This window comes from Psychrobacter sp. N25K4-3-2, from assembly GCF_015351755.1.
Lineage (GTDB): Bacteria > Pseudomonadota > Gammaproteobacteria > Pseudomonadales > Moraxellaceae > Psychrobacter > Psychrobacter glaciei.
Genome location: NZ_JADKLX010000003.1, coordinates 63,349 through 85,802, shown reverse-complemented (window position 1 = coordinate 85,802; position 22,454 = coordinate 63,349). Strand labels below are relative to the sequence as shown.

Genomic DNA, 22,454 nt, shown 5'->3' with positions numbered 1-22,454 from the left:
AGGACAAGTGCCACGGTCTAACTGTACAGCTTTCTACAAAACTAAAAACACTATATACGCATTGGCATAATGACATATTGATGGAATTCATCATTCAGCTGATTCACTAGCACTGAGGCATTAGATTGGCTCATATGCATTTGCAGATCCCCTTGGATAACACCTAGCACATCTTGCAGATAGGCGGCATTAAAGGACAGCTCCATCGGCTCCCCTTGATACTTAGCTTGTATCATCTCAACTGCTTCATCTTGCTCAGCGTTATTAGCGCGTACTTCTACCATACCGTCGCTGGCGAAATTAAACACCACGCCACGTGATTTTTCGTTACTTAAAATCGCGACGCGGCGCAGCACATCCGTCATTTTCTCTTGATTAAACAGGGCCAATTTATCGGTATTGCTTGGCATGACACGGCGATAGTCAGGGAACTTACCGTCGATCAAACGCGCAGTAAAGGTAACCATTAGATTATCACTCACCTGCCCTGCACTATCCACCTCACCGAATGGCAAGCTTACTTGCAAAAACTCGCGACCGAAACTTAGCGTTACTGCGTTATCTTGATCACCTAGCATTTTACCAAGCTCAGAGGCCAAACGCTCAAGCTCGATCACCGCTTTGCGCGGCAGGATGGCTTGCATGTTCAAATCTGCACTCACATCAATGACACTACGCGCCAATGCCAGTCTATGTCCGTCAGTCGCAACGGTGGTTAGCTGCTGCTGTGAAACATCGAACAACATACCGGTTAAATAATAACGGACATCTTGAATCGCCATAGCAAACTGAGTTTTATGAATCAAATCAGTAAGACGGCTACGGCTGATGGTCAACGGTGTGATGTTTTCAGGATTACCCAAGCTTGGATAATCTTCGCTAGGCAATGTACCCAAGGTAAAACGGCTCTTACCACTGGTCAGCAAGCAGCGCTCGTTCTCTTGGGTGGCAAGACTGACTTGTGCTTGTGCTGGTAAAGATTTGCAGATATCTCTCAGCTTGGTCGCTGGTAAGGTGGTTGTACCTGCTTCCACACAAGCACCAGCAGGCAATTTCAACGTCGATGTCAGCTCTACCTCTAAATCAGAAGCGGTCAAAATAAGCGCTGACTCAGACAACTGTAGCTTGATATTACCCAAGATAACCATATTGTGGCGTTTGTCAGCGGCTTTGGCGATCAGGTTAATAGCTTTTAGTAACGACTCTCGATTAATCGATAATTGCATGCTTGGTTACTCTTATTTGAATGATTCTTTTTATATAAATGTAAAATAATGACTCAATAATACCTTGTCTACTGACGATAATCCATAAGGTATCTATCTGTTGACACTCGCAATATTATAAACCATATCAGCCGACTAAAATATAGTGTAACCACAGCCTAAAAATAGTGCAGCCACACCTTAAATTTAGCGACTGCATACGCCTTTAACCTGCTTGTAACATCAGCGCGAGTGTCTTGTAATCCTTATCGAACGCAGGATCGGCGGCGCGCAGCTCATTAACTTTATCACAAGCATGCATCACCGTCGTATGATCGCGACCGCCAAAAGACTGTCCAATCTCCGGAAAGCTATCGCTAGTCAATTCACGTGATAATGCCATGGCTATTTGGCGTGGTCTAGCAATACTACGCGTGCGCTTACGGCCCATCATATCTTTGATAGTCACATCATAGTACTCAGCGACCACTTTACGAATATTATCCATATTCACGGCTTGAACACGCATTGCGACGATATCTTTCAACGCATATTGCACCATTTCGAGAGTAATCTGTGCACCTGTCAAATTAGCATTGGCAAATACTTGATTTAGAGCACCTTCTAAACGGCGAACATTTGAAACCACATTTTGAGCGATGAATAATGCGCATTCTTTAGGCAGTGTCATACCATGTGATGCCGCTTTTTTCTGTAATATTTGTACTCGTGTATCAATCTCAGGCGGATCAACAGCCACCGTCAAACCCCAAGAAAAACGGGATCTAAAACGTTCATCAAACTCTGTCATTTGCGAGGGATGACGATCTGATGCCAAAATCAGTTGCTTGTCACCACTGGTAAAATCTGCAAATAACGTTAAAAACTCATTACTACTTTTAGTCTTTCCTGCTAAGACATGAATATCATCTACAATTAATAAATCTACTTTTTTTATTTTCTTTTTAAAATCTTCTATTTTATTGTTTCTTAATGAATAAACCAATTGATTAATAAATTTTTCAGAAGTGAAATAATAAAAACTTTGATTATTTTTTAAATAGCGATGTGCTACTGAATGCATTAAATGCGTTTTTCCCAATCCTGAAGGGCCATATATAAATAAAGGATTATGACGGTTTTTTGACTGGCGTTTACCAAGCTCATAACAAGCTTTATACGCCAGATTATTAGACTTACCAGTAACAAAGGTCTCAAAGGTAAAGTCAGGGTTTAGATAGCTCAAAGATTTGGCATCAGCAGAGTCTACTAGGGCAGCTTGACGCATGTTGGCATCGATATCTGCACGCGCATTATTCTGATGTATAGATTCAAATTTGTGTTCGGCAGGGGTAGGGGAGGGTTTGTCCTCTTCAAATAGCGAACCTGATTGTGACTGATTATTTGCGTCTGACTCTCGACCCGCATTGTCGACCCGCACGATCACTTCTTCGATGACACCTTGACTGTGCTTAGCCACCAGTTGCTGGATATCTTGCAGATGGTTTTTTTTGATATACGTCACAAAATAATCGTTAGGCGCAAGAATGATCAGCGTTTGTGCTTCTTGATGAGCTGACAAAGGTCTTAACCACATAGTAAATACATTATCTTTGACGTTATAACGTAGGTCGTTTAGACATTTATCCCAAATAGTTGCTGTATCTATCATGAAAAACAATAACCCCATAATCCAAAATAATAAAGGTGCCTAAACGGCATAATTGGTCGACCAGCATCCGATATTGTCGCTGAGTACTATCTCAAAAAAACCATTAGAGAATACGCCAAAATCATATATCAAGCAGGGGGCTAATCTAACACAAATACCCTGTGGATAACATCCTGTTTTTTGTGGATAAGACTGTGGATAGTTTTGTGGATAAGTCAAAAGCCCAAGTTATCCATATTTCACCCACAGGTTATCCACAGGTTTACCCATAGCCTAATATTTTGATAATAAAGGATAAATAAGACTTAACCCCAGATAATCGTGCTCCCAATAACAACAATACTTATATATATTAATCATTAATTATTATAGAGCACGACGATTTCTGTGGATAACTTTATGAAATTAAAACTGAGATTAACCAGTCAGTGACTAATAAATTAATGGAATTCTGCAGTCAGTTGAAAGAATTTAATCATCACGTTGACAACAAAAAATTAGTTTATTGACCAAAATACAATGCAATGGTATAATCCTCCGTTATTACGAATTTAGTCCATTATTTTGATAGGTGAGTTATGAAACGTACATTCCAACCAAGCGTGATCAAGCGTAAACGTACTCACGGTTTCCGTGCTCGTATGGCAACTAAAAAAGGCCGTCAGGTCTTAGCTCGTCGCCGCGCTAAAGGACGTCATCGTCTTACTGTATAATTACTAGATAACGATAAGCATGGCTAATAGTGCTTGTTGTGTTTCTATTGTTTATAGATTGCGATAGTCAATCATCACAACTGACACGTAGCCGTATATCAAAAGCGCCCAAATAGGCGCTTTTTTTGTCTCTATATTTTATGGTTATTTCTGATATTGTCACCAGCTCTTATACTAGGTTGTAATATGTCCACTACTGTTCCAGCTACATCGACTGCCCGCTTCACCAAAGCGCAACGCCTGCTAACGCCTGCGGCTTTCCGTGAAGTGTTTGACGCTCCTGAGCGTAAGCTACACCAAAGCCATCTCATGGCTTTTGTACGCACCAATACGCATGAGCAGCCGCGAGTCGGTATGGCGATTACCAAGCGTAAAGTACCTACTGCGGTCGCTCGAAATTTAATAAAACGTCAAATACGTGAGCAGTTTCGCGTAAAGTCTTCAATGTTAGAAAATAAAGATATTGTTTTTATTGTCAAAAAATCAATTAAAGAATTAGATAACAAAGAATTAAAAAATGAAATAATTAATATTTTAAAAAAAATAGAAAAAAAATAAAATGAATTTGATTCATAAAAAAATAAAATTTTTGTTATATTGTTTTTTTTATTACATTATTGTTATTTATCAAAAAATGATAAGCCCAATTATTCCTGCCCGTTGCCGATATTATCCAACGTGTTCTAATTATGGCAAACAAGCTTTAGCGTGGCATGGAGTGAGAAGAGGCAGTTGGCTGTTGTTAAAACGCATTGGGCGCTGTCACCCATTAGGTGGCCATGGTATTGATTTTGTGCCTCTGCCCTTAGCAGCTTATAATTACCAGTATTTGCCCTCTACTAAGTTGGGCAATTCTAAAAACTCTGGCTTTGGGGTGTGTCGAGACGATAAGAGTTATGTGAGCCGCTTAAACTATTTGCTGAAGACCACCTAAAATAGGTGCTCGACTGGCTGTTTTGTTAGGTCTTCAGAGTTACCCACAAGTTATCCACACTCTTGGTATCATTCGAGGTGGATTTTTAGTAAAATGATGCACATTTTATGTAAATGACTGCCAATACTGTTGTCATGGCGATAATAGATAACGGTGCTTTGTGTTCATGACACATGCCCTAATTTTTCATTCCCTAATTTTTTAATCTAGGAAAGGTTTATGCAAAAGATATTTCGGGTGATGATCATCATTGCGATGCTAATCACCGCTTATCTGCTGATTTTGGCATGGCGAGATGATTATGCCGATGCACCAGCTGTAGACACGGTACCAGAAGCTGCAACGTCAGTAGGTGCTGACATTCCATCTACGACTGGCGCAGCAGGTGATATTCCGGTACAGACACTACCTGTGGATAACGCGACTGCTGTTAACGGCGCTGTGACGGCTACTCCGGCGAAAGATGCTGGTTTGATTACAGTTACTACCGATCGCTATGATATAAAAATCAATCCAGAAGGCGGTGATATCGTTTATGCTGCTCTCAAGCAGTATGACGCGACGCTCGATAGCGAGACGCCTTTTGTACTATTGGAAAATAATAGCAATCGCGTTTACGTGGCTCAGTCTGGTCTGATTGGTCAAGACGGTATTGATACCGCAGAAGGTCGTGCCAATTATAGCCATACTGCTAATAACTATGTAATGGAAAAAGGGCAACAAACGTTGTCTGTACCGCTTACTTATAAAAAAGATGGCGTGACGATTACCAAGACCTTTACCTTTACGCAAGACAAATATCCGATTGATATCAGTTATCAAATTCAAAATGCCTCTGCCGCAGCGTGGCAAGGACAGATGTTTGCGCAGTTAAAACGTGATGATAGTAAAGATCCTGGGATGTCTGATAAAGGCGCGCTAAGCATGGCGACGTATTTGGGCGGCGCTTGGGGCACACCTGATGATCCTTATAATAAGCTGAAGTTCGGTAACTTTAGTGATGGTGAGTTAACGACAACCAGTGATAAAGGCTGGGTCGGCATCGTGCAGCATTATTTTGTCTCTGCATGGACGCCTGAAAATTTCACGGGTAAGTTCTTCAGTCGTGAAACCGCTGATGAATACTTTATCGGCTTTAACAGTCAGCCAGTTAATGTTGCACCGAACAAGCAAGTCACACTAAATGCAACGTTATATGCTGGGCCGAAAGTACAGTCTGAGCTTAAAGACGTGGCAGTTGGCTTGAACAAAACGGTCGATTATGGTCTGTTATGGCCAATATCGAAGATCTTATTTGCTATCTTGGACGGCATTCATAAGGTAATCGGCAACTGGGGTTGGTCAATTATTGTACTGACTATCTTGGTTAAAATTGCTCTCATGTGGTTCTCAAACAAGAGCTACTACTCAATGGCGAAGATGCGTGCCATTGCACCGCGACTTAAAGTGCTCAAAGAAGAGCATGGCGATGATCGCATGAAGATGTCGCAAGAAATGATGGCGATTTATAAAGAAGAGAAAGTCAATCCGATGGCGGGTTGTCTGCCTATCTTGATGCAGATGCCGATTTTCTTAGCACTCTATTGGGTACTGGTTGAAAGTGTTGAGTTGCGTCATGCCCCGTGGATCCTATGGATTCAAGATCTATCAGCGATGGATCCATGGTTTATTTTGCCATTGCTAATGGGCGCATCGATGTTTGTACAGCAACAGCTTAATCCGCAGCCCGCTGACCCAATGCAAGCAAAGGTAATGAAATTCTTACCGATTATCTTTACTGCATTCATGCTGTTCTTCCCAGCGGGTCTGGTTTTATACTGGACAGTGAACAACTTGTTTAGTATGACTCAGCAATATATCGTTAATAAGAAAGTTGACGAAGAGCAAAAGCGCCGTACGGTTAAAGTGCTCGACTAATCGACAAGTAGTTAGCTCTATAATAAAAAAACCATCGCATAAGCGGTGGTTTTTTTATGCGTCAAACCTAGTATTTGCTTATATTGGCACGCGCTAAAAAGTGCAAAATACCGCTATGTAAAGATTGCTTTGTCAGCATGCTTTTAGCCGTCTATAATGGGGTTTTTATCTATTGAGAGTAAGCGTGAATTCTGTCGAAGTGACGTTAGCACTGGGCTCATCTGAAAAGCCTGATTCCTCTAAAAATCATAAGTCATCTGGATTGGCCACCATTGCCGCAATCGCCACACCGCTTGGGCGCGGTGGTGTTGGGGTTATTCGTCTGTCAGGTGCGCGTGCTTATGACATTGCCTGTCAGCTCACTGGTAAGTCTGTTTTTGTTCCGCGTATGGCCAGCTTTTGCCGTTTTTATCAAGAGGATGGCACGACCATTGATGAAGGCTTAGTGTTGTACTTTAAGGGGCCGCACTCATTTACTGGTGAAGATGTGATTGAGCTGCAAGGGCATGGCGGCATGATTTTGCAAAATCAGCTGCTAGCACGAGTGTTTGAATTGGGCGCAAAACAAGCCAGTGCAGGGGAGTTTTCTTACCGCGCTTTTGACAACGATAAGCTGGATTTGGTACAGGCAGAGGCTATCGCTGATGCGATTGATGCGACCAGTGCTGCCGCTGCCAGTAGTGCTATACGCTCGCTAAGTGGTGAGTTTTCACAAAAGATTAATGAATTGCTTGAGCAGCTTATTCATCTGCGTTTACATGTTGAAGCCGCCATTGATTTCCCCGATGAAGAAGATGTTGATTTTTTATCTGATGGCGTTATACAAACCAATCTTGAGAACACGCAGCACAAGATACAGCAAGTACTGTCGACCGCAAAACAAGGTCAGCTATTACGTGATGGTATTCACGTGGTATTGGCAGGCAGACCAAATGCTGGTAAATCGAGCTTGCTGAACCGTCTAGCAGGACAAGAGCGCGCTATCGTCACTGATGTCGCAGGTACGACACGCGATACGCTACAAGAGACCGTGGTACTGAATGGCTTGACGCTGCACCTAACCGATACAGCTGGCCTACGTGAGACGGAAGACACCGTAGAGCGTATTGGCATTGAGCGCGCGCGTACCGCTATTACGCAGGCTGATATGCTGATGATGGTCTATGATGTGACCCGCGACCTTGAAGAAGAAAGTACGCCACTACAGCTGGCTGAGCAGTTATTTGGCAAGCTACCAGAGGCTAAGCGATTATTGATTATTGCCAATAAAAGCGATTTACTAAACGGTTTGAGTGACGAGGATGCCATGTCCGCTTCACAGATTGAAATAAAGAATCGTGGTTATGAACAAGTCAATGTTTCATGTGAAACAGGCGCTGGTATCGATACATTGGTCGAAGCGTTGTGTGCTAAAGTGGGTTTTCATCCGCCCGAAAACAGTCTCATTGCCCGTACGCGGCATTTAGATGCACTCAGACGCACAGCAGACTATTTGGCAGAAGCACACGAACAATTAACCGTCTTTCAGGCAGGTGAGTTGGTGGCTGAAAGCTTACGTCAAGCTCAGCAAAGCTTGGCTGAGATTACTGGTGAGTTCAGTGCCGATGATCTACTGGGTAAAATTTTTGGCAGCTTTTGTATTGGCAAATAGCTTTTTTAAGCCAGCATAATTAATGGCTTTGTTGAGCCGCGCGATTAAATCGTCGATGTTGCCGCCTTTAATATTAAGACAAGGAAAGTAGTATGCATTGCCCGTATTGTAATGCGTCAGAGACCAAGGTAATTGATTCACGGCTGGCGGCAGAAGGTGCGCAAGTTCGTCGCCGCCGTTCCTGTAATAGTTGCCAAGAGCGTTTTACCACGTTTGAGATGGTAGAAGTGGTAATGCCAAGAATTATCAAATCAAGCGGTAAAATTGAGCCTTACGACAATGAAAAGCTGCGCCGCTCTATACTTTTGCCGCTACAAAAGCGTCCGATCACGATTGATGAGCAAGAGGCAATGATTAGCCGGATAGAGAAGCGCGTACGGCAAATGGGTGAGCGTGAAATTAGCAGCAAGGTCTTGGGCGAGATTATCATGAGCGAGCTTAAAACGCTTGATGATGTCGCTTATGTACGCTTTGCCAGTGTTTACCGTGACTTTCAAGACATTGATGCTTTTCATCAAGAAATCGCTAACATCCGCCCCACCGAAAAAACTGACGATAACGTTAAGTAGGGTCTGTTGAACATTCAAATATTAGGACTGCTGATCGCTAAAATCGCATCAAACTAGGCGTAAACTGATGATAATGTCGAGACCTTAGCTAGGTTTACAACAACGTTTGGGGTGATTTTAGCATCAGCCTTTCAGGGCAGGGCTATTTTTTGCCAATACATGGCGAAATTGTCTACCCTAGAATGACTAGGCGTCAAAAATTTCACTGCGTATTGTCTAAAAAATAGCCACTGCCAGTTCCACATTTGAATGTTCAACAGACCCTAGTCTTTATTAGCTACTTTCTTATTAAGTGTGACCTCTTTATGACGCTCTCAAATCACCAACTTTCAAACCATGAACAAAATGCTAAAGACCAGTATTTTATGATGCTTGCTATCGAGCAGGGTAAGCGAGGTCTCTATACTACGAGGCCCAATCCAGCGGTAGGATGCGTTATTGTTCAGGCAGAGTCTATTGTCGGTCAAGGCTTTCATCCGAAAGTAGGGCAGCCTCATGCCGAGGTGTTTGCCCTGAAAGAAGCAGGTACGCGAGCAGTAGGGGCAACTGCTTATGTAACCTTGGAGCCGTGTAGTCATACAGGACGTACGCCACCTTGTGCGCTTGCGCTGATTGCTGCGGACGTTAAGCGAGTGGTGATTGCAGGTCTAGATCCCAATCCACAAGTCGCTGGACGCGGTGTACGTTTACTAGAAGAGGCAGGTATTGACGTCACTATTGGTGTATTAACGCAGCAAGCAGAGGCCTTAAACCGCGGATTTTTGAAAGCAATGCGCACTCAGATGCCTTATGTTCGCCTTAAGATTGCTACCAGTCTTGACGGTCGTACCGCGATGGCGACAGGGGAGTCAAAATGGATTACAGGCCCTGCTGCTCGAGAAGACGTGCAAAATCTGCGAGCCCGTAGTGGGGCGATTATCACGGGTAGCGAAACCGTTATCGCTGATGACCCACAGCTGAATGTACGCTCAACTCAATTGGGCGTACTATCTGAGCAAGTTCCCGCTCCCAAGGTTGTCGTGCTCGATAGACGTCAGCGCTTAGCGCACAGCTTACAGTCTGATTATCAGTTATGCCGTCGACCGGATACGATTTATTGGCACGAAGATAACTTAATGGCATTATTAAAGAATTTAGTCAGCGAGCATCAGTGTTATGAAGTATTGGTTGAAGCTGGTGCGAGCGTGGCAGGCAGCTTTCTAGCCCAGCAACTGGTCGACGAGCTTATTGTTTATCAAGCGCCTTGTTTGTTGGGAGCACAGGCTCGCCCAATGGTTGACTTTAATCCACTATCGTTGGCGCAGCAGCTGCGTTTTGATATCGATAGTTATGAACAAGTTGGCGCTGATCTTAAACTGACCTTATTGTCTTTATAACTCGGTTGTCTCTCACTGGCCTGCTCACAATATGCGTTAGATGTGTGCGGAATGTGGATAAATTAGTAAATCTATTTATGGTTTCACATGGAACTGTGTATAACTTTGTTTCACATGAAACGGAAGAGTCCGTTTCATGTGAAACAAAGTTAATATATACGTATAAAAATCAATGCTTTATGGTTTATTATGAAAGTTTTTAGGTTTTTATGCCGACTCTGATTTTCTGTGGATAACTTGGTGAAAATACAGGTTTTTAATAACATAAGGGTTGATTTACTATGACTTATCCACAACTTATCCCCTATTACGCTTAAAATAGGTGTGTTTCACTTAAAAGCTGTGTGTTTCACTTAAAAGTTAAGGCAAGCAAACGTTGCCATCAATATTGATAAATGCCAATACGTTGTCTATGACGACAATATAATAATGAGATGAGGTTGATATGTTTACCGGAATTATAGAAAGTGTCGGAAAGGTTAAATCCATGCAGCCTACGGGTGGTGATATACGCTTGACGATAGAGTCTGATGGTTTAGATTTCAGTGATGTGAAACTGGGTGACTCTATTGCTTCTAATGGTATTTGTTTGACGGTTGTGGATTTTGGCAGCAATCATTACTCGGTTGATGTCTCACGTGAAACAATTGCGCATACAGCGTTAGAAGATTTAAAGCCAGGTCATATCGTCAATTTAGAGAAAGCGATGTTGCCAACCACACGTTTTGGCGGCCACATTGTCGCAGGTCATGTGGATGGTGTTGGTGTCGTACGTAAGTTGCAAAAAGACGCGCGTTCTATCTATATTGAGATCGAGATACCGCAAGAGCTAGCGCATTATACAGCGACCAAAGGTTCTATTACCCTTGATGGCATTAGCCTCACCACGAACTTGGTACGCGATAATATCGTCTCGTTAAATATCATCCCGCACACCGCACAAGTCACCAATATTGCTCAGCATTGGCTGGTAGGTGATAAGGTTAATGTTGAAGTGGATATCGTCGCGCGCTATTTGGAGCGGCTGTTAACCAAGTCACAAACTGACAGTAAGACAGCGCAAAGTACACCAAGTAATATCACTGAGACTTTCTTGGCTAATAATGGCTTTATGAGATAGTAAGTAAAAATAGTAAGTAGGGTTTTTCAGCATATTCTTTATATTGACTAAGGCGTGTCCTCATGATTTTTAATAAGGCTCTGTAACACTATTTGCAGCTTATTTTTATTGATAGGCTTGGTCAAAAATTCATCCATCCCTACGGCAAAGCAAGCGTCACGATCTTCTGTCGAATTGTTTGCCGTCAACGCCACAATAGGAATATCATTTCCTTGTGCACGAATGGCCTGAGTCGCTTGTAAGCCGTCCATAACCGGCATTCGGCAGTCCATCAAAATAAGCGCAATCTCTTTATGCTGCGCTTGCAATTGACTTAACGCCTGCTGACCATCTTCTGCGACCACCGTACGATAGCCAAGCTTGGTTAATATCTTACAAGCTATTTTTTGATTGGTCGGACTGTCTTCTACCACTAAAATAAGCGGCGCTGCGATCGCATCGTTGACAGTATCTGTGATTGCGTTATCTGTGGTCGCGTTATCTATTTCTATTACGGGTGCGCCATTTTCTTTATTCACTTTTTGGATTGGTGCAAATGTCTGTCTGACTGGAAGAGTTAAGCGCAGCAGCTCAGATAACAATAAAGCACTGTCTAAAGGTTTGGCCAAAAAACCATTACATTGATCTAACAGTACAGAGGAGATACGGCGCTCAGGCTTCATGCTCAGCAGTATTTTAGGCATCGAGATAGTGGCCAGTAACTGGCTTAAGGCCTTACGCCGGTTATGACTGATTGTTTTATCGTCTCCTTCTGCTGGTTTAGGAAATACGATAGTGTTGCTCTCATAATATTCATAATCTAGTAGCAGAATGGGTGCCAGTGTTTGCGCATTCTCGGAGAGCTGTTTCGTTAACTGCCTAATGGTCGCACTATTGATCGAGGTATGAATAGTGGCTGGTATGGATAGATAGTCGCACAAACGTTGCAAATGTTCCGCACCCAGCGTTTGATTCATCACTGCAACCAGATGAATGTGAGTCAATTGTTCATGAAAACGATAGACTGGCTGATAGTTTGGACGATGACAAGGCAGGTATAGATCAATGCTGATACCTTCATCGGCGGTGCTATTTGACTCAATAAAGCCGCCCAATAATTGTGCAAAGCTGTTTGCCGTATTGAGTTCTAAAATTGCTTCAATAGAGGGCTGCTGTATAGGATAGTTGGTTGGGTTGTTTGCTTGATTGATATAAGTAAAATGCTGTGCTTGCTGCTGCGATGGGTTGCTCGTCCCAGTACTTTGTAGGCTAAACTTCACCCAGTTATGCGGATTTTTTGTTGTGCTGTCTTCGTGGATAGCCAGCGGCTCATTCTTGGTAGCTGATGGTAAAGGGTTGTCGGTAATGGCTTCAATCGTCAGAGAAACAGAGCCTGCAAGAGTGGATGTGATGGTACTGTCTAATAAATTTAGCAAAATTTGGCATAGGCGTTTGTGATCTGTATTGATATAACGCGGGCAGCTGGGGGCAAAAAAGTAATGCAGCTCGAGCCCTTGTCGCCGAGTATCATCTGTGACTAAGTCATTGACATGTTGTCCCAGTTTGTAGATGTCGACAGACTCAATCCTAAGACGGGTTTTCTTGACGTCGAACTCTCCTACACCCAGCATGTCATTGAGCTTCGTTAACATAGAGTCGCTCGACCTCATTAGCATCTGTAACACCGCATTCTGCTGGACAGAAAAAGTCTCGGGATTCATGGCTTCAAGAGTGTCGATTATAGTCTCTAGTGGTCTATGCAACTCATGATATATAGCGGGTTTGAGCCCATTAAATTCGTCGATTTTTCCTTGCAGCTGTTGGTTTTGTTGTTGTAGATGCGCGTTCTGATGGATGATTTCATTGACATTATTAAGCAGCACTGTAAAGCCATGCACTTGTCCGTGCTCACCAAACCAAGGGGTAATGTGTAACTGATAGGCTTGTTGATTCTCTAGACCGTGAACGTTTAGAGTACGGGTGACATACAAGTTAGAGAGTTTTTGTAGTAGTAGCTGGGTGGGTTCATCGTCAGCCGAGACAAAATCCGTCAATTGATAGTTGGTATCGCTTTGAAATGGGGTGGCAAATATCTGCTCAAAACGTTGATTAAAAAAGCTGATCTGACCGTGACGCATGATCATGACCATCGGTAGCGGTGCTTGCTCAACCAAACGCTCAAGACGATGTTGCAGCGTTTGTATACGTCGGTGGTTACTATGAAGTTGGTAACTGATACGACTGAGCGCATGACCTAGGCGCAAAAACTCAGCCGTAGAATTTTTGTTAATAAACGGTGGCGGCAGATAAGCGTCTTTCGCCTTGCTACTTAAATTATCGGTATAAGCTATCAGCTGTTGCCAGTTACTTTGGCGATTTAATGTATAGAGTAACGCCATGATGAAGAACATGATCGCCGTCATTAGCGGTAGCCAATAGCGATAGGATATCCAGTCTATCTCAAGTGGTTTGTGGCGTAATATGATATAGAGTTTGTGACCACTCTCAAGCTCAATGGTTCCTGTTAAATTACTAGAGTTGAGCTTATAGGCACTATAATTATTGCTATCAGAAGGCAGTGAAGTAAGGACATTAGGGAAGGTGACGGTGGCAAATGCACGTTCATTAGGACGGACATAGCGATGAATATGAGTCTGCCCAGATGGCATCATAGAAATAATCTGATAACTGACACCTGCAAAAGAAGGCTCAGTCAATATTTCTTGAAGGTCAGAGTTTAGAGGTTCTGCGTGTTCAGTAACGGCATGCTGCAATGACTCAAACGTGTCTATACTCTGCTGATGATTATGCGTGTTTAGGTCATCAAACTGCGCGAAGTAATACAGTGACAACATGGCCAGCAATGTCACTGTATAAAAGAGCAGCAAACGCTGTAAAGACTGAAACTGTTGCATGAAAGCCTGACCCTATATCGGAACGATAAAATACAATTATGATGAGTCTGTCACCAATCTGATAAATGCGCGACACTTGTTATGGGTCTGTTCTATGTTGATAAGTCGTTTAGCTCACTATAAATGATGACACGCCCTAGTGTTACTAGTGACAAGCGACAAACGACAAACGAGAGATCATTGAATAAAAAATTCACTACGTGTCAATAATGAGTTCCCGTAGTACAAATACAAAGACTTCCTATATATAAACCTCTTCATAAAAGGGTGTTAAAAAGAGATCGTGATGGGCTTCATTGCTATTATAAAGATAAATGGCCTTATTAGTAACGCTGGATTGACACTATTACAATCATGGCACAACGTCGTAAACTCACCTATAATGGGCACATCAATCATATATTATAATGCATGACTATGAACACAATTGCTTCCGCCTCTGATCTGTCTATGGATTCTACTAAACCTCAGCAAAATCCCATTCTTGGTGCTCAGCAGGGTACTAGCCCTTTAAGGCTAGTATTTGCGGGGACGCCTGAGTTTGCAGCGATTAGCCTAGAGGCTTTGATTCGCCAACAAGAATCTCTGAATATAGAGATTGTCGCGGTGTACACCCAGCCTGATCGCAAAGCAGGTCGCGGACAAAAACTCTCAGCTTCTGCTGTCAAGCAAGTGGCATTAGCCAATGATATCGCAGTCGAGCAACCGCTCACCTTTAAAAAATCTAGCACCGAAGGCATGGCGGCGCGGCAGACCTTGCGTACTTATCAGCCAGACGTGATGATTGTCGCCGCTTATGGCTTGATATTGCCTATTGGTGTATTGGACACGCCTACTTATGGTTGCCTAAATATTCACGCTTCATTATTACCACGCTGGCGCGGTGCTGCACCGATTCATCGTGCACTCTTGGCCGGAGATGATGAGACAGGCATTACTATTATGCAGATGGACAAAGGTCTTGATACGGGCGACATGCTTTATAAAGTCAGTGCTAGTATTGAGCCTACTGATACGGCCGCCAGTTTGCATGATAAGATGGCTGAACTTGGTTCGACTGCCATTGGCACTGTGCTACAAGACTTGGTACATTACCAAAAACAGGCTGTATCTCAGGATGACAGCCAAGCCAACTATGCTGAAAAGCTGGTCAAAACTGAAGGCGAAATCGACTGGACGCAATCCGCTACTGAGATTGAACGAAAAATTCGTGGACTGACCCCATGGCCGGGTGCCTATACTTTCTTGGCAGGGCAACGCGTCAAAGTATTGGCCAGCTTGCCTGTGAATGCATCGCAGCAAACCAATGAGCCTGTTGGCACTGTTATTAGTATCGGACGCAAAGCGATTTTAGTCGCTTGTGGCAAAGAGAGCGAAGCTGAATCATCAGCCACGACTTTAGCCATTACTCATTTACAGTTTGCGGGCAGTAAGCCGATGACCGCTGAGCAAATTTGCCATGGCAATCAGCTAAATGATGGCGATCAATTTACGACAGAATCAAAATAGCTTTTACTTATATTTAACCTACTTGCACAAGACGCTATCGACCATACGTCAAGGAAATAAAATTTAATGAGACAAACCAGCACTGCGCCAAGAAACAATAAGCTCAAACCGTCAAGCAACCTTATCATGAATGGCAGTGTGCGCGTGCGCGTGATTCGTACTTTGCTCGCTATTCAAAACGGTCAGTCGCTCTCAAGCGTCCTTGATCCATTATTGAATAGTTTGCATGATGGTGACAAAGGCTTCGCCCATGCGCTATTGCTCACGACATTGCGTCAATGGCATGCGCTGGCGCGTTTGCTCGATACTTTAGCAGACAACCCTATCGATGAAGTTGAGGTGCGTACCACCATTCAAGTAGGCTTAGTACAGTTGCTGTATTTAGAGGTGGCTGACCATGCCGCGATTCATGAAACCGTTGAAGCAGCCAAAGAGATTGAGTTCGCTCATTCAACTGGTTTGGTGAATGCTATTTTGCGCAAAGTCGCTAAGAATCCAAGCAAATTCCGTAAGAAGTGTGATAAAAAGCATAGTCTACCGAATTGGCTCGCTTATCAACTTAAGCAAGATTGGAGCGAGCAGTATGATGAGCTGACACAAGGCTTGCGCCAACCCGCACCGATGTTTTTACGAGTAAACTCGGCGGTTACTTCGGTAGAGGATTATCAGCAAGCACTCGATGGGGCAGAAATTGATGCAGACATCGTTGAGCTAACGACTGGTTTTAAGATAGCGAATTCGCCAGAGTCTGCCACTGCTACCACGCTATCAACCAAAGGTCTCCGGCTACATCAAAGCACTGCCGTTAACGCTTTGCCTGAGTTTGCTTTAGGGGTTGCCAGCGTTCAAGACATGCATGCCCAGTTAGCTGCACCAATTATTAATCAAGCATTGATGGCTAAGCTTAGCGCTGAAAATGCGAATACTGACAGCGACAGTGCTGAAAGTAATAATAATGAGCTACACATTCTAGATGCTTGCGCGGCACCTGGTGGCAAGCTGGCTCACTGGTTAGAACTTATAAGCGCTAAGAACGAGTCATCTTTGTTTCACGTGAAACAAGATGATGCTGAAACGTCACCTGCGATTACTGATATCAAGGTCACAGCTATCGATAACGAAGCACCACGTATCGAGCGTATTCGTGAGAATTTACAGCGCTTAAATTTAAGTCAGCATGATTTGCAGCAAGCAGATAACAGCATCGCATTGAACATCGTCTGTGCAGATGCGACCAGATGGCAGCATGGCAAGAATAAAAAAGCAGCGACAAATGAACCAGTATTTGATGCGATATTATTGGACTCTCCTTGTACCGCGACTGGCGTGATTCGCCGTCACCCTGATATCAGTATCCTGCGTACCGAAGAAGACATCGAGCAAACGGCGCTGCTACAAGCAGATATTTTGCATAACTTATGGCCACAACTCAAAGCTGGTGGTTATCTGCTGTACGTGACATGTTCTATCTTAAAGCAAGAAAACGTTGAGCAAATGCAGGACTTTATCACTCATCATAATGATGCGGTAGCGATTGAGTTTACCGAGGAATGCAGTTGGGGTATCGAACAAGCAATCGGTCGTCAGTGCTTACCGATTGATAGCGCGAGTGGCGATGGTTTCTATTATGCGTTGTTGCACAAAACTGCTGAATAAACCGTTTTTAACTATTGAATAACATTATTGTAGACAGGACAATCTAATGAAATATATCAGTACCCGTGGTCAGACAGCGCCGATGGATTTTAGTGATGTGCTTTTGATGGGTCTTGCCCCAGACGGTGGTTTGATGTTGCCTGAGCACTACCCAAACATTGATAGCGCTGTACTCGATGAATGGCGTATGCTTAGCTATCCGCAGCTTGCGATGGCGATTATGCAGCGTTTTGCCACGGATATTCCTGCGGCTGATTTGCAAGACCTCATTGAACGCACTTATACCACTGAGGTGTTTGGCTCTGATGAGATTGTTCCTGTCCGCAAGCTTGAAGACAATTTGTATATTCTAGGATTATCAAACGGTCCGACATTGGCGTTTAAAGATGTTGCCATGCAGTTCTTGGGCAATGCCTTTGAGTATGTGCTTAAGAAAAAAGACGCGCGTATTACTATCATCGGCGCGACTAGTGGTGACACGGGTAGTGCGGCAGAGTATGCGCTACGTGGTAAAGAAAATATCGAAGTCTTTATGCTGTCACCACATGGCAAAATGAGTGAATTCCAACGTGCGCAGATGTATAGTTTGACGGATGCTAATATCCATAATATCGCTATCGAAGGTATGTTTGATGATTGTCAGGATATCGTCAAGGCATTGCAGCAAGATGCTGAGTTTAAAGCGGCTTATAATTTAGGCACGGTAAACTCTATCAACTGGGGTCGTATCCTTGCGCAAATCGTTTATTACTTTAAAGCCTATTTTGCCGTGACTGCCAATAACGACGAAAAAGTCAGCTTTAGCGTGCCATCGGGTAACTTCGGTAATATCTGTGCCGGTCACATCGCTCGTGAAATGGGACTGCCAATTGATCGTTTGATTGTCGCTACCAATGAAAACGATGTGCTAAATGACTTCTTTAACCAAGGTGCTTATCAGCCGCGCCCGACTGAAAAAACTTACATTACCTCAAGCCCATCGATGGATATCTCCAAAGCGTCCAACTTTGAGCGTTTTGTTTATTTGCTACTAGAAAAAGACAGCGCGCGCGTTCATGAGTTGTTTGAAGGGGTAAAATCTGGTCAAGGTTTTGACTTATCTGACTTGATGGATGCGGTCAATAGCCGTTACGGTTTTGCTGCTGGCAAGTCTACCCATAACGACCGCTTGCAGACTATCAAAGCACTGTATGAGCAACACGGTGAACTGGTCGATCCACACACTGCTGACGGTATCAAGGTCGCCAAAGAGCTACAGTTGGATGGTGAAATCATTGTCTGTGCGGAGACAGCGTTACCCGTCAAATTTGCTGACACGATCGTTGAAGCGATTGGGCCAATAGACATTGCTCGCCCAGCGCATACCGAAGGCTTGGAGAGCTTACCACAGCACGTGGTGGTGCTAGATAATGACGCTGAGCAAGTCGCTGAGCAAATTCGTCAGCATGTCAGGCCAAATCCAGCCTGAATTAACGCTGGACTTGTTATTAGCTTTGTTTAACCATTAAACAAGCGTCCACATAAAAGTTACGCCATTGTAATAAAGTGTTTATGATTGTGTTATGGTAGATATAATTGTAATATTGGAAACAGCGTCGGCGACTCATCATTTTGCTAGACGCTTTTTTAGCAATCACACCAGCCAATTACACTGAACAGCTGCCCTATAGGCGTTATGATAACTGTACTGTTAGGCTCTTTTATGCTCTTAATTGCTTGTCATTGATTTTAGTAATGCTCAAGGATTAAGATTAAATCAAGGGTCTAAATAGTATTAATTGTGGCGACAACAGCGGTACATATTGTGGATATAACAATGAAGATGAGCTTAAAAACGATAGCAAAAGCCCTGTTGATCACGACATTTAGTAGTACGATGCTAATGAATGCTGCCCACGCTAACAATCCAGCACCAACTATTAAAGCGGATGCACCCAATCGCTATACGGTTAAAAAAGGCGATACATTGTGGGACATCTCAGGACGCTATCTAGACAGTCCATGGCGCTGGAAAGAAATTTGGGCGACCAATAAGCAAATCAAAAACCCCAATCTTATTTATCCTAACGACATTCTTATCTTATGTGTGATTCAAGGTAAGACTTTGATTGGTGTCGATACGGGTGAGGGCTGTGCTGGGATTGAAAAACAATTGACCGGTACGGCAGTTGCCACCTCGGTAACAGTCACGTCGACGGCGAATAGCATTCCTCCTATCCCATGGTCTGCTATCCAGCATTGGCTAGATAAAACCATCATCGTTAATCCAGCAGATTTTAATACCACACCATATATATTAGCGTCTAAAAAAGGCAACTTAATCACGGCAAGTGGTGATAAAGTCTATGCTAAAGGCGTGCCACTTATCGTTGGTCAGCGTTATGGTATCTACCGTGAAGGTGAGATGTATGTCGAGCCAAAGACTCAGCAAGTCATCGGACTTGAAGTCACACAAGTCGCGACTGGATTGGTTACGTCTACAGAAACCAATGGCGTTACCAGTTTGCAGCTTACCGACAGCTACGGCAAAGAAGTCCGTGAAGGTGATCGCGTTTTTGTTGAGTTAAACAACTCTATCCCGCCCGTATTTTACCCAACGCCTGCAACGGTTAGCCGCGGTGGTATGATTGTCCGCGTCATGGACTCAATCAGTTCAGCGGCGAAGGGCAGTGTGGTCGCGATTAATTTGGGCAGCGCAGAGGGCGCCAAACCAGGGGATGTATTGACTGTCTATCAAAAAGGGGCGTTGGTACGCGATACCAAAGATAATGATGCCTCTGTACGTCTACCTAGTGAGCCAAGCGGTATGGTGATGGTGTTCAATACTTTTGACCATATCAGCTACGCTTATGTGCTTGATTCTGAGCTACCGCTCAATGTGGGTGATCAATTATTACCTCCCCCTTATCTATAAGCCAGACTTCTTGAGTCAGTTGAATCCGTAAATGCGAGTCAGACCATTATGACGGCAGTTTCTCCAGTGTTACCCGACGAGCAGCGTGCAATATTGGCGCTGTGGACCGAGGTGAATGCGTCATTATCGGCTTATCATAAGCTTATTACCTCTTTTGGTGCGGCGGAGCTTGCTTGGCAAGCCAAAGCAGAAGCATGGCGTCAGTTGGGTATTCACCATACGCATCTTGCCCGCCATGAACAGCCAGAGCACACGCAAGCCAGTATCGATAAAATTCAGCAAGCGCTCAACGAGGGACGCTACGGTCTGCTATTTTCTGATCAGCCTGATTATCCTGCCCAACTCTTACAAATCTATGATCCACCGCCATTATTGTTTTATCGTGGTAATCATGCACGCCTGCATCAAGCACAAATAGCCGTCGTCGGCAGTCGAAAGCCCACCGCCCATGCCCAAAAAATCACTTTCGATATGGCACAGTATTTGGCGCAAGCTGGTTATATCATCACCAGTGGTCTTGCCATGGGGGTAGATAAGCGTGCGCATTTGGGTGCGCTGGCTCAGACAGATACTGAGTATCAAGGTCGAACGATTGGAGTCATGGGTACAGGGATTGATGTCAATTATCCCAATCATCATGATAAGTTATTTACTCAAATCATCGATCAAGGTGGCTGTATTATCAGCGAGCTGTTACCACACACGCAGCCGCATAAGCATACGTTTCCACGCCGGAATCGTTTGGTTGCTGGATTAAGCTTGGCGACCATAGTGACGGAAGCCACGATTCAAAGCGGCTCACTGATTACTGCGCGCCTAACCTCTGAGCAAGGCAAGCAAGTTTTTGCGATTCCCAGTCATATTGACAATAGCAATGCTGAAGGCTGTCACCATTTGATACGTGAAGGCGCGACGCTGATTTATCATCCGCAGCAAGTAATCGAGGACGTCAATGGTCAGCTGGATTATGACAATAATGGCTATCGACCAGCACAACAGACAGCCAAGGCCAATCATAAGCTATCGGATAGTCATCAACCTTCTCATGCCGCAGAGACAGCTTCTGTGCCAGCGACGAGCCAATCGATACCGTCTAACATCAAATCCCCTAAAAGCGCTATCGTCGTCCCTGAGCATTTAACGCTGGTCTATGAGCAACTTGACTGGCATGGACAGGATTTAGACGCGCTATTGGTCAGCACCAAGCTTACACCACCGCAGCTGATTGGGCAGTTAATGGAGCTTGAGTTACTGGGTGTTATCAGCGTGCAAGGTGGGCGTTATTTACGCGTTTAAAGTCGTACTTTCTCTACTTTTACGTTTTTCTACTTATTAATTTTAAGTGATTGAATACGGTACAATTTCATAAATATAGTCAGTCAAAGGTAATATCGAACCATCATGCACTGCTAATATCAATTTTTCTTGCTTGCTGTGCCTGCGCAGACAGAGGCGACAAAAAATGGATATCAGCAATACCGTCGCGTTTTTAGGATGTTTTGACTATATTTGAATTTGGCTCACTTAGTCAGCTTCTCTCCTATGTTATTATTAATGCTTAAACTCCTACCTTTTCGAAGCCTTCAAGCCATGAAAAAATCCGCATCCTTTACTACTGATTCTGTCGCTCAAGCTGCTACGTGGCTAAAAGAAGGGCAGCTGCTTGCTTATCCCACCGAAAGCGTTTGGGGTATCGGCTGTGATGCTTACGACGAGATAGCCGTTCAGCGCATTTTGGATATCAAACAACGGCCACAAGCCAAAGGCATGATTGTCGTTACTGACAGTGCCGAGCGTTTAATGCCTTTACTAGAGCCTTTAGAAGACGGTCAGCGCCAACAAATTATCAAGAGTTGGCAGACAGATAGTGACAATATAGAGCTGCAATGCAAGCAAGCGCATACTTGGTTGTTACCCATTCCGCAGGCTTTAACGACAGTGATACCTTCTTGGATTACGGGGCAGCATCAAACAGTGGCAGTTAGAGTCATTGCCCATCCTATGGTTCGTCAATTGTGTCAACAATTGGTCGACGTTCAAAACCCCTTTGGGCTATTGGTTTCTACAAGTTGTAATCCATCAGGGCAACTGCCTGCTATGACTTTCACTGATGCATATGGGTATTTTGGCGAGCAAATCAGCTACTTGCAGGCTGACACTTTAGGCTATACCTTGCCTAGTCAAATTCGTGATGCAACGACAGGATTAATTATTCGCTAGACAAATTACAGTTATTTAAAGATTGATACTTATATCTATTTCACTATTGACAGAAATAAAAGAATAGCGCAAGATAAGTTAATCTAATCGTATAAAAAATTAAG

General features: G+C 43.8%; 17 protein-coding genes. 14 read left to right on the top strand and 3 right to left on the bottom strand.

The features are described 5' to 3' along the window. Positions 1–50: 50 nt before the first annotated feature. Together dnaN and dnaA are read right to left on the bottom strand one after the other, a co-directional pair. Complete coding sequence (gene dnaN / locus IOD06_RS08275) at positions 51–1,226, bottom strand: DNA polymerase III subunit beta (RefSeq protein WP_010197155.1); 1,176 nt, start codon at positions 1,224–1,226, stop codon at positions 51–53. A gap of 205 nt (positions 1,227–1,431) precedes the next feature. Next, positions 1,432–2,877 carry a chromosomal replication initiator protein DnaA gene (dnaA, locus tag IOD06_RS08270; protein ID WP_194620525.1) on the bottom strand — a complete coding sequence of 482 codons (1,446 nt, stop codon included), beginning with the start codon at positions 2,875–2,877 and terminating at the stop codon, positions 1,432–1,434. 578 nt (positions 2,878–3,455) lie between these two features. Here dnaA and rpmH point away from each other — a divergent pair. The 8 genes from rpmH to IOD06_RS08230 all read left to right on the top strand — a co-directional run bounded on the left by rpmH (position 3,456) and on the right by IOD06_RS08230 (position 11,157). Next, on the top strand, positions 3,456–3,590 hold the full coding sequence (rpmH, locus tag IOD06_RS08265; protein ID WP_007394757.1) for a 50S ribosomal protein L34: 135 nt from the start codon (positions 3,456–3,458) through the stop codon (positions 3,588–3,590). Positions 3,591–3,776: 186 nt separating this feature from the next. Further along, complete coding sequence (gene rnpA / locus IOD06_RS08260; RefSeq protein ID WP_194620524.1) at positions 3,777–4,148, top strand: ribonuclease P protein component; 372 nt, start codon at positions 3,777–3,779, stop codon at positions 4,146–4,148. A gap of 1 nt (position 4,149) precedes the next feature. After that, entirely contained in the window at positions 4,150–4,524 is a 375-nt protein-coding gene (gene yidD, locus IOD06_RS08255) for a membrane protein insertion efficiency factor YidD (RefSeq protein WP_194620523.1), read from the top strand. A gap of 219 nt (positions 4,525–4,743) precedes the next feature. Continuing rightward, on the top strand, positions 4,744–6,441 hold the full coding sequence (yidC, locus tag IOD06_RS08250; RefSeq protein WP_194620522.1) for a membrane protein insertase YidC: 1,698 nt from the start codon (positions 4,744–4,746) through the stop codon (positions 6,439–6,441). 211 nt (positions 6,442–6,652) lie between these two features. Continuing rightward, a complete protein-coding gene (gene mnmE, locus IOD06_RS08245; protein ID WP_194620850.1) occupies positions 6,653–8,092 on the top strand; it encodes a tRNA uridine-5-carboxymethylaminomethyl(34) synthesis GTPase MnmE in 1,440 nt (479 codons plus the stop codon). Between the two features lie 92 nt (positions 8,093–8,184). Beyond that, a complete protein-coding gene (gene nrdR / locus IOD06_RS08240; RefSeq protein WP_010197173.1) occupies positions 8,185–8,661 on the top strand; it encodes a transcriptional regulator NrdR in 477 nt (158 codons plus the stop codon). 305 nt (positions 8,662–8,966) lie between these two features. Beyond that, positions 8,967–10,037, top strand: coding sequence for a bifunctional diaminohydroxyphosphoribosylaminopyrimidine deaminase/5-amino-6-(5-phosphoribosylamino)uracil reductase RibD (ribD, locus tag IOD06_RS08235; protein ID WP_194620521.1), 1,071 nt, complete (start codon positions 8,967–8,969; stop codon positions 10,035–10,037). 445 nt (positions 10,038–10,482) lie between these two features. Continuing rightward, entirely contained in the window at positions 10,483–11,157 is a 675-nt protein-coding gene (locus IOD06_RS08230) for a riboflavin synthase (RefSeq protein WP_194620520.1), read from the top strand. A 47-nt stretch (positions 11,158–11,204) separates the two neighbouring features. Here the strand turns inward: IOD06_RS08230 and IOD06_RS08225 are convergent, their stop codons facing one another. After that, complete coding sequence (locus IOD06_RS08225) at positions 11,205–14,051, bottom strand: response regulator (protein WP_194620519.1); 2,847 nt, start codon at positions 14,049–14,051, stop codon at positions 11,205–11,207. Between the two features lie 417 nt (positions 14,052–14,468). On the opposite strand from IOD06_RS08225, the gene fmt reads away from it, so the two are divergent. The 6 genes from fmt to IOD06_RS08195 all read left to right on the top strand — a co-directional run bounded on the left by fmt (position 14,469) and on the right by IOD06_RS08195 (position 22,350). Next, a complete protein-coding gene (fmt, locus tag IOD06_RS08220) occupies positions 14,469–15,560 on the top strand; it encodes a methionyl-tRNA formyltransferase (protein WP_194620518.1) in 1,092 nt (363 codons plus the stop codon). Between the two features lie 66 nt (positions 15,561–15,626). After that, a complete protein-coding gene (locus tag IOD06_RS08215; protein ID WP_194620517.1) occupies positions 15,627–17,216 on the top strand; it encodes a transcription antitermination factor NusB in 1,590 nt (529 codons plus the stop codon). Between the two features lie 46 nt (positions 17,217–17,262). Further along, positions 17,263–18,684 carry a threonine synthase gene (gene thrC / locus IOD06_RS08210; RefSeq protein WP_194620516.1) on the top strand — a complete coding sequence of 474 codons (1,422 nt, stop codon included), beginning with the start codon at positions 17,263–17,265 and terminating at the stop codon, positions 18,682–18,684. Positions 18,685–19,032: 348 nt separating this feature from the next. Further along, positions 19,033–20,130: a LysM peptidoglycan-binding domain-containing protein gene (locus tag IOD06_RS08205; protein WP_227669967.1), complete on the top strand. Its 1,098-nt coding sequence runs from the start codon at positions 19,033–19,035 to the stop codon at positions 20,128–20,130. Positions 20,131–20,178: 48 nt separating this feature from the next. Continuing rightward, positions 20,179–21,426 (top strand): DNA-processing protein DprA, encoded by a 1,248-nt coding sequence (gene dprA, locus IOD06_RS08200; protein WP_194620513.1) that lies wholly within the window; start codon positions 20,179–20,181, stop codon positions 21,424–21,426. A gap of 294 nt (positions 21,427–21,720) precedes the next feature. Continuing rightward, positions 21,721–22,350, top strand: a complete 630-nt coding sequence (locus IOD06_RS08195) for an L-threonylcarbamoyladenylate synthase (RefSeq protein ID WP_194620511.1) — start codon at positions 21,721–21,723, stop codon at positions 22,348–22,350. Positions 22,351–22,454: the final 104 nt, after the last annotated feature.

What these genes read in the sequence shown, in the direction of transcription:
- IOD06_RS08205 (WP_227669967.1), top strand. Translation starts at nt 19,033, where the DNA reads ATGAAGATGAGCTTAAAAACGATAGCAAAAGCCCTGTTGATCACGACA.
- rpmH (WP_007394757.1), top strand. Translation starts at nt 3,456, where the DNA reads ATGAAACGTACATTCCAACCAAGCGTGATCAAGCGTAAACGTACTCAC.
- yidD (WP_194620523.1), top strand. Translation starts at nt 4,150, where the DNA reads ATGAATTTGATTCATAAAAAAATAAAATTTTTGTTATATTGTTTTTTT.
- IOD06_RS08195 (WP_194620511.1), top strand. Translation starts at nt 21,721, where the DNA reads ATGAAAAAATCCGCATCCTTTACTACTGATTCTGTCGCTCAAGCTGCT.
- nrdR (WP_010197173.1), top strand. Translation starts at nt 8,185, where the DNA reads ATGCATTGCCCGTATTGTAATGCGTCAGAGACCAAGGTAATTGATTCA.
- ribD (WP_194620521.1), top strand. Translation starts at nt 8,967, where the DNA reads ATGACGCTCTCAAATCACCAACTTTCAAACCATGAACAAAATGCTAAA.
- thrC (WP_194620516.1), top strand. Translation starts at nt 17,263, where the DNA reads ATGAAATATATCAGTACCCGTGGTCAGACAGCGCCGATGGATTTTAGT.
- dnaA (WP_194620525.1), bottom strand. Translation starts at nt 2,877, where the DNA reads ATGATAGATACAGCAACTATTTGGGATAAATGTCTAAACGACCTACGT.
- yidC (WP_194620522.1), top strand. Translation starts at nt 4,744, where the DNA reads ATGCAAAAGATATTTCGGGTGATGATCATCATTGCGATGCTAATCACC.
- dnaN (WP_010197155.1), bottom strand. Translation starts at nt 1,226, where the DNA reads ATGCAATTATCGATTAATCGAGAGTCGTTACTAAAAGCTATTAACCTG.
- fmt (WP_194620518.1), top strand. Translation starts at nt 14,469, where the DNA reads ATGAACACAATTGCTTCCGCCTCTGATCTGTCTATGGATTCTACTAAA.
- IOD06_RS08225 (WP_194620519.1), bottom strand. Translation starts at nt 14,051, where the DNA reads ATGCAACAGTTTCAGTCTTTACAGCGTTTGCTGCTCTTTTATACAGTG.
- rnpA (WP_194620524.1), top strand. Translation starts at nt 3,777, where the DNA reads ATGTCCACTACTGTTCCAGCTACATCGACTGCCCGCTTCACCAAAGCG.
- dprA (WP_194620513.1), top strand. Translation starts at nt 20,179, where the DNA reads ATGACGGCAGTTTCTCCAGTGTTACCCGACGAGCAGCGTGCAATATTG.
- IOD06_RS08215 (WP_194620517.1), top strand. Translation starts at nt 15,627, where the DNA reads ATGAGACAAACCAGCACTGCGCCAAGAAACAATAAGCTCAAACCGTCA.
- IOD06_RS08230 (WP_194620520.1), top strand. Translation starts at nt 10,483, where the DNA reads ATGTTTACCGGAATTATAGAAAGTGTCGGAAAGGTTAAATCCATGCAG.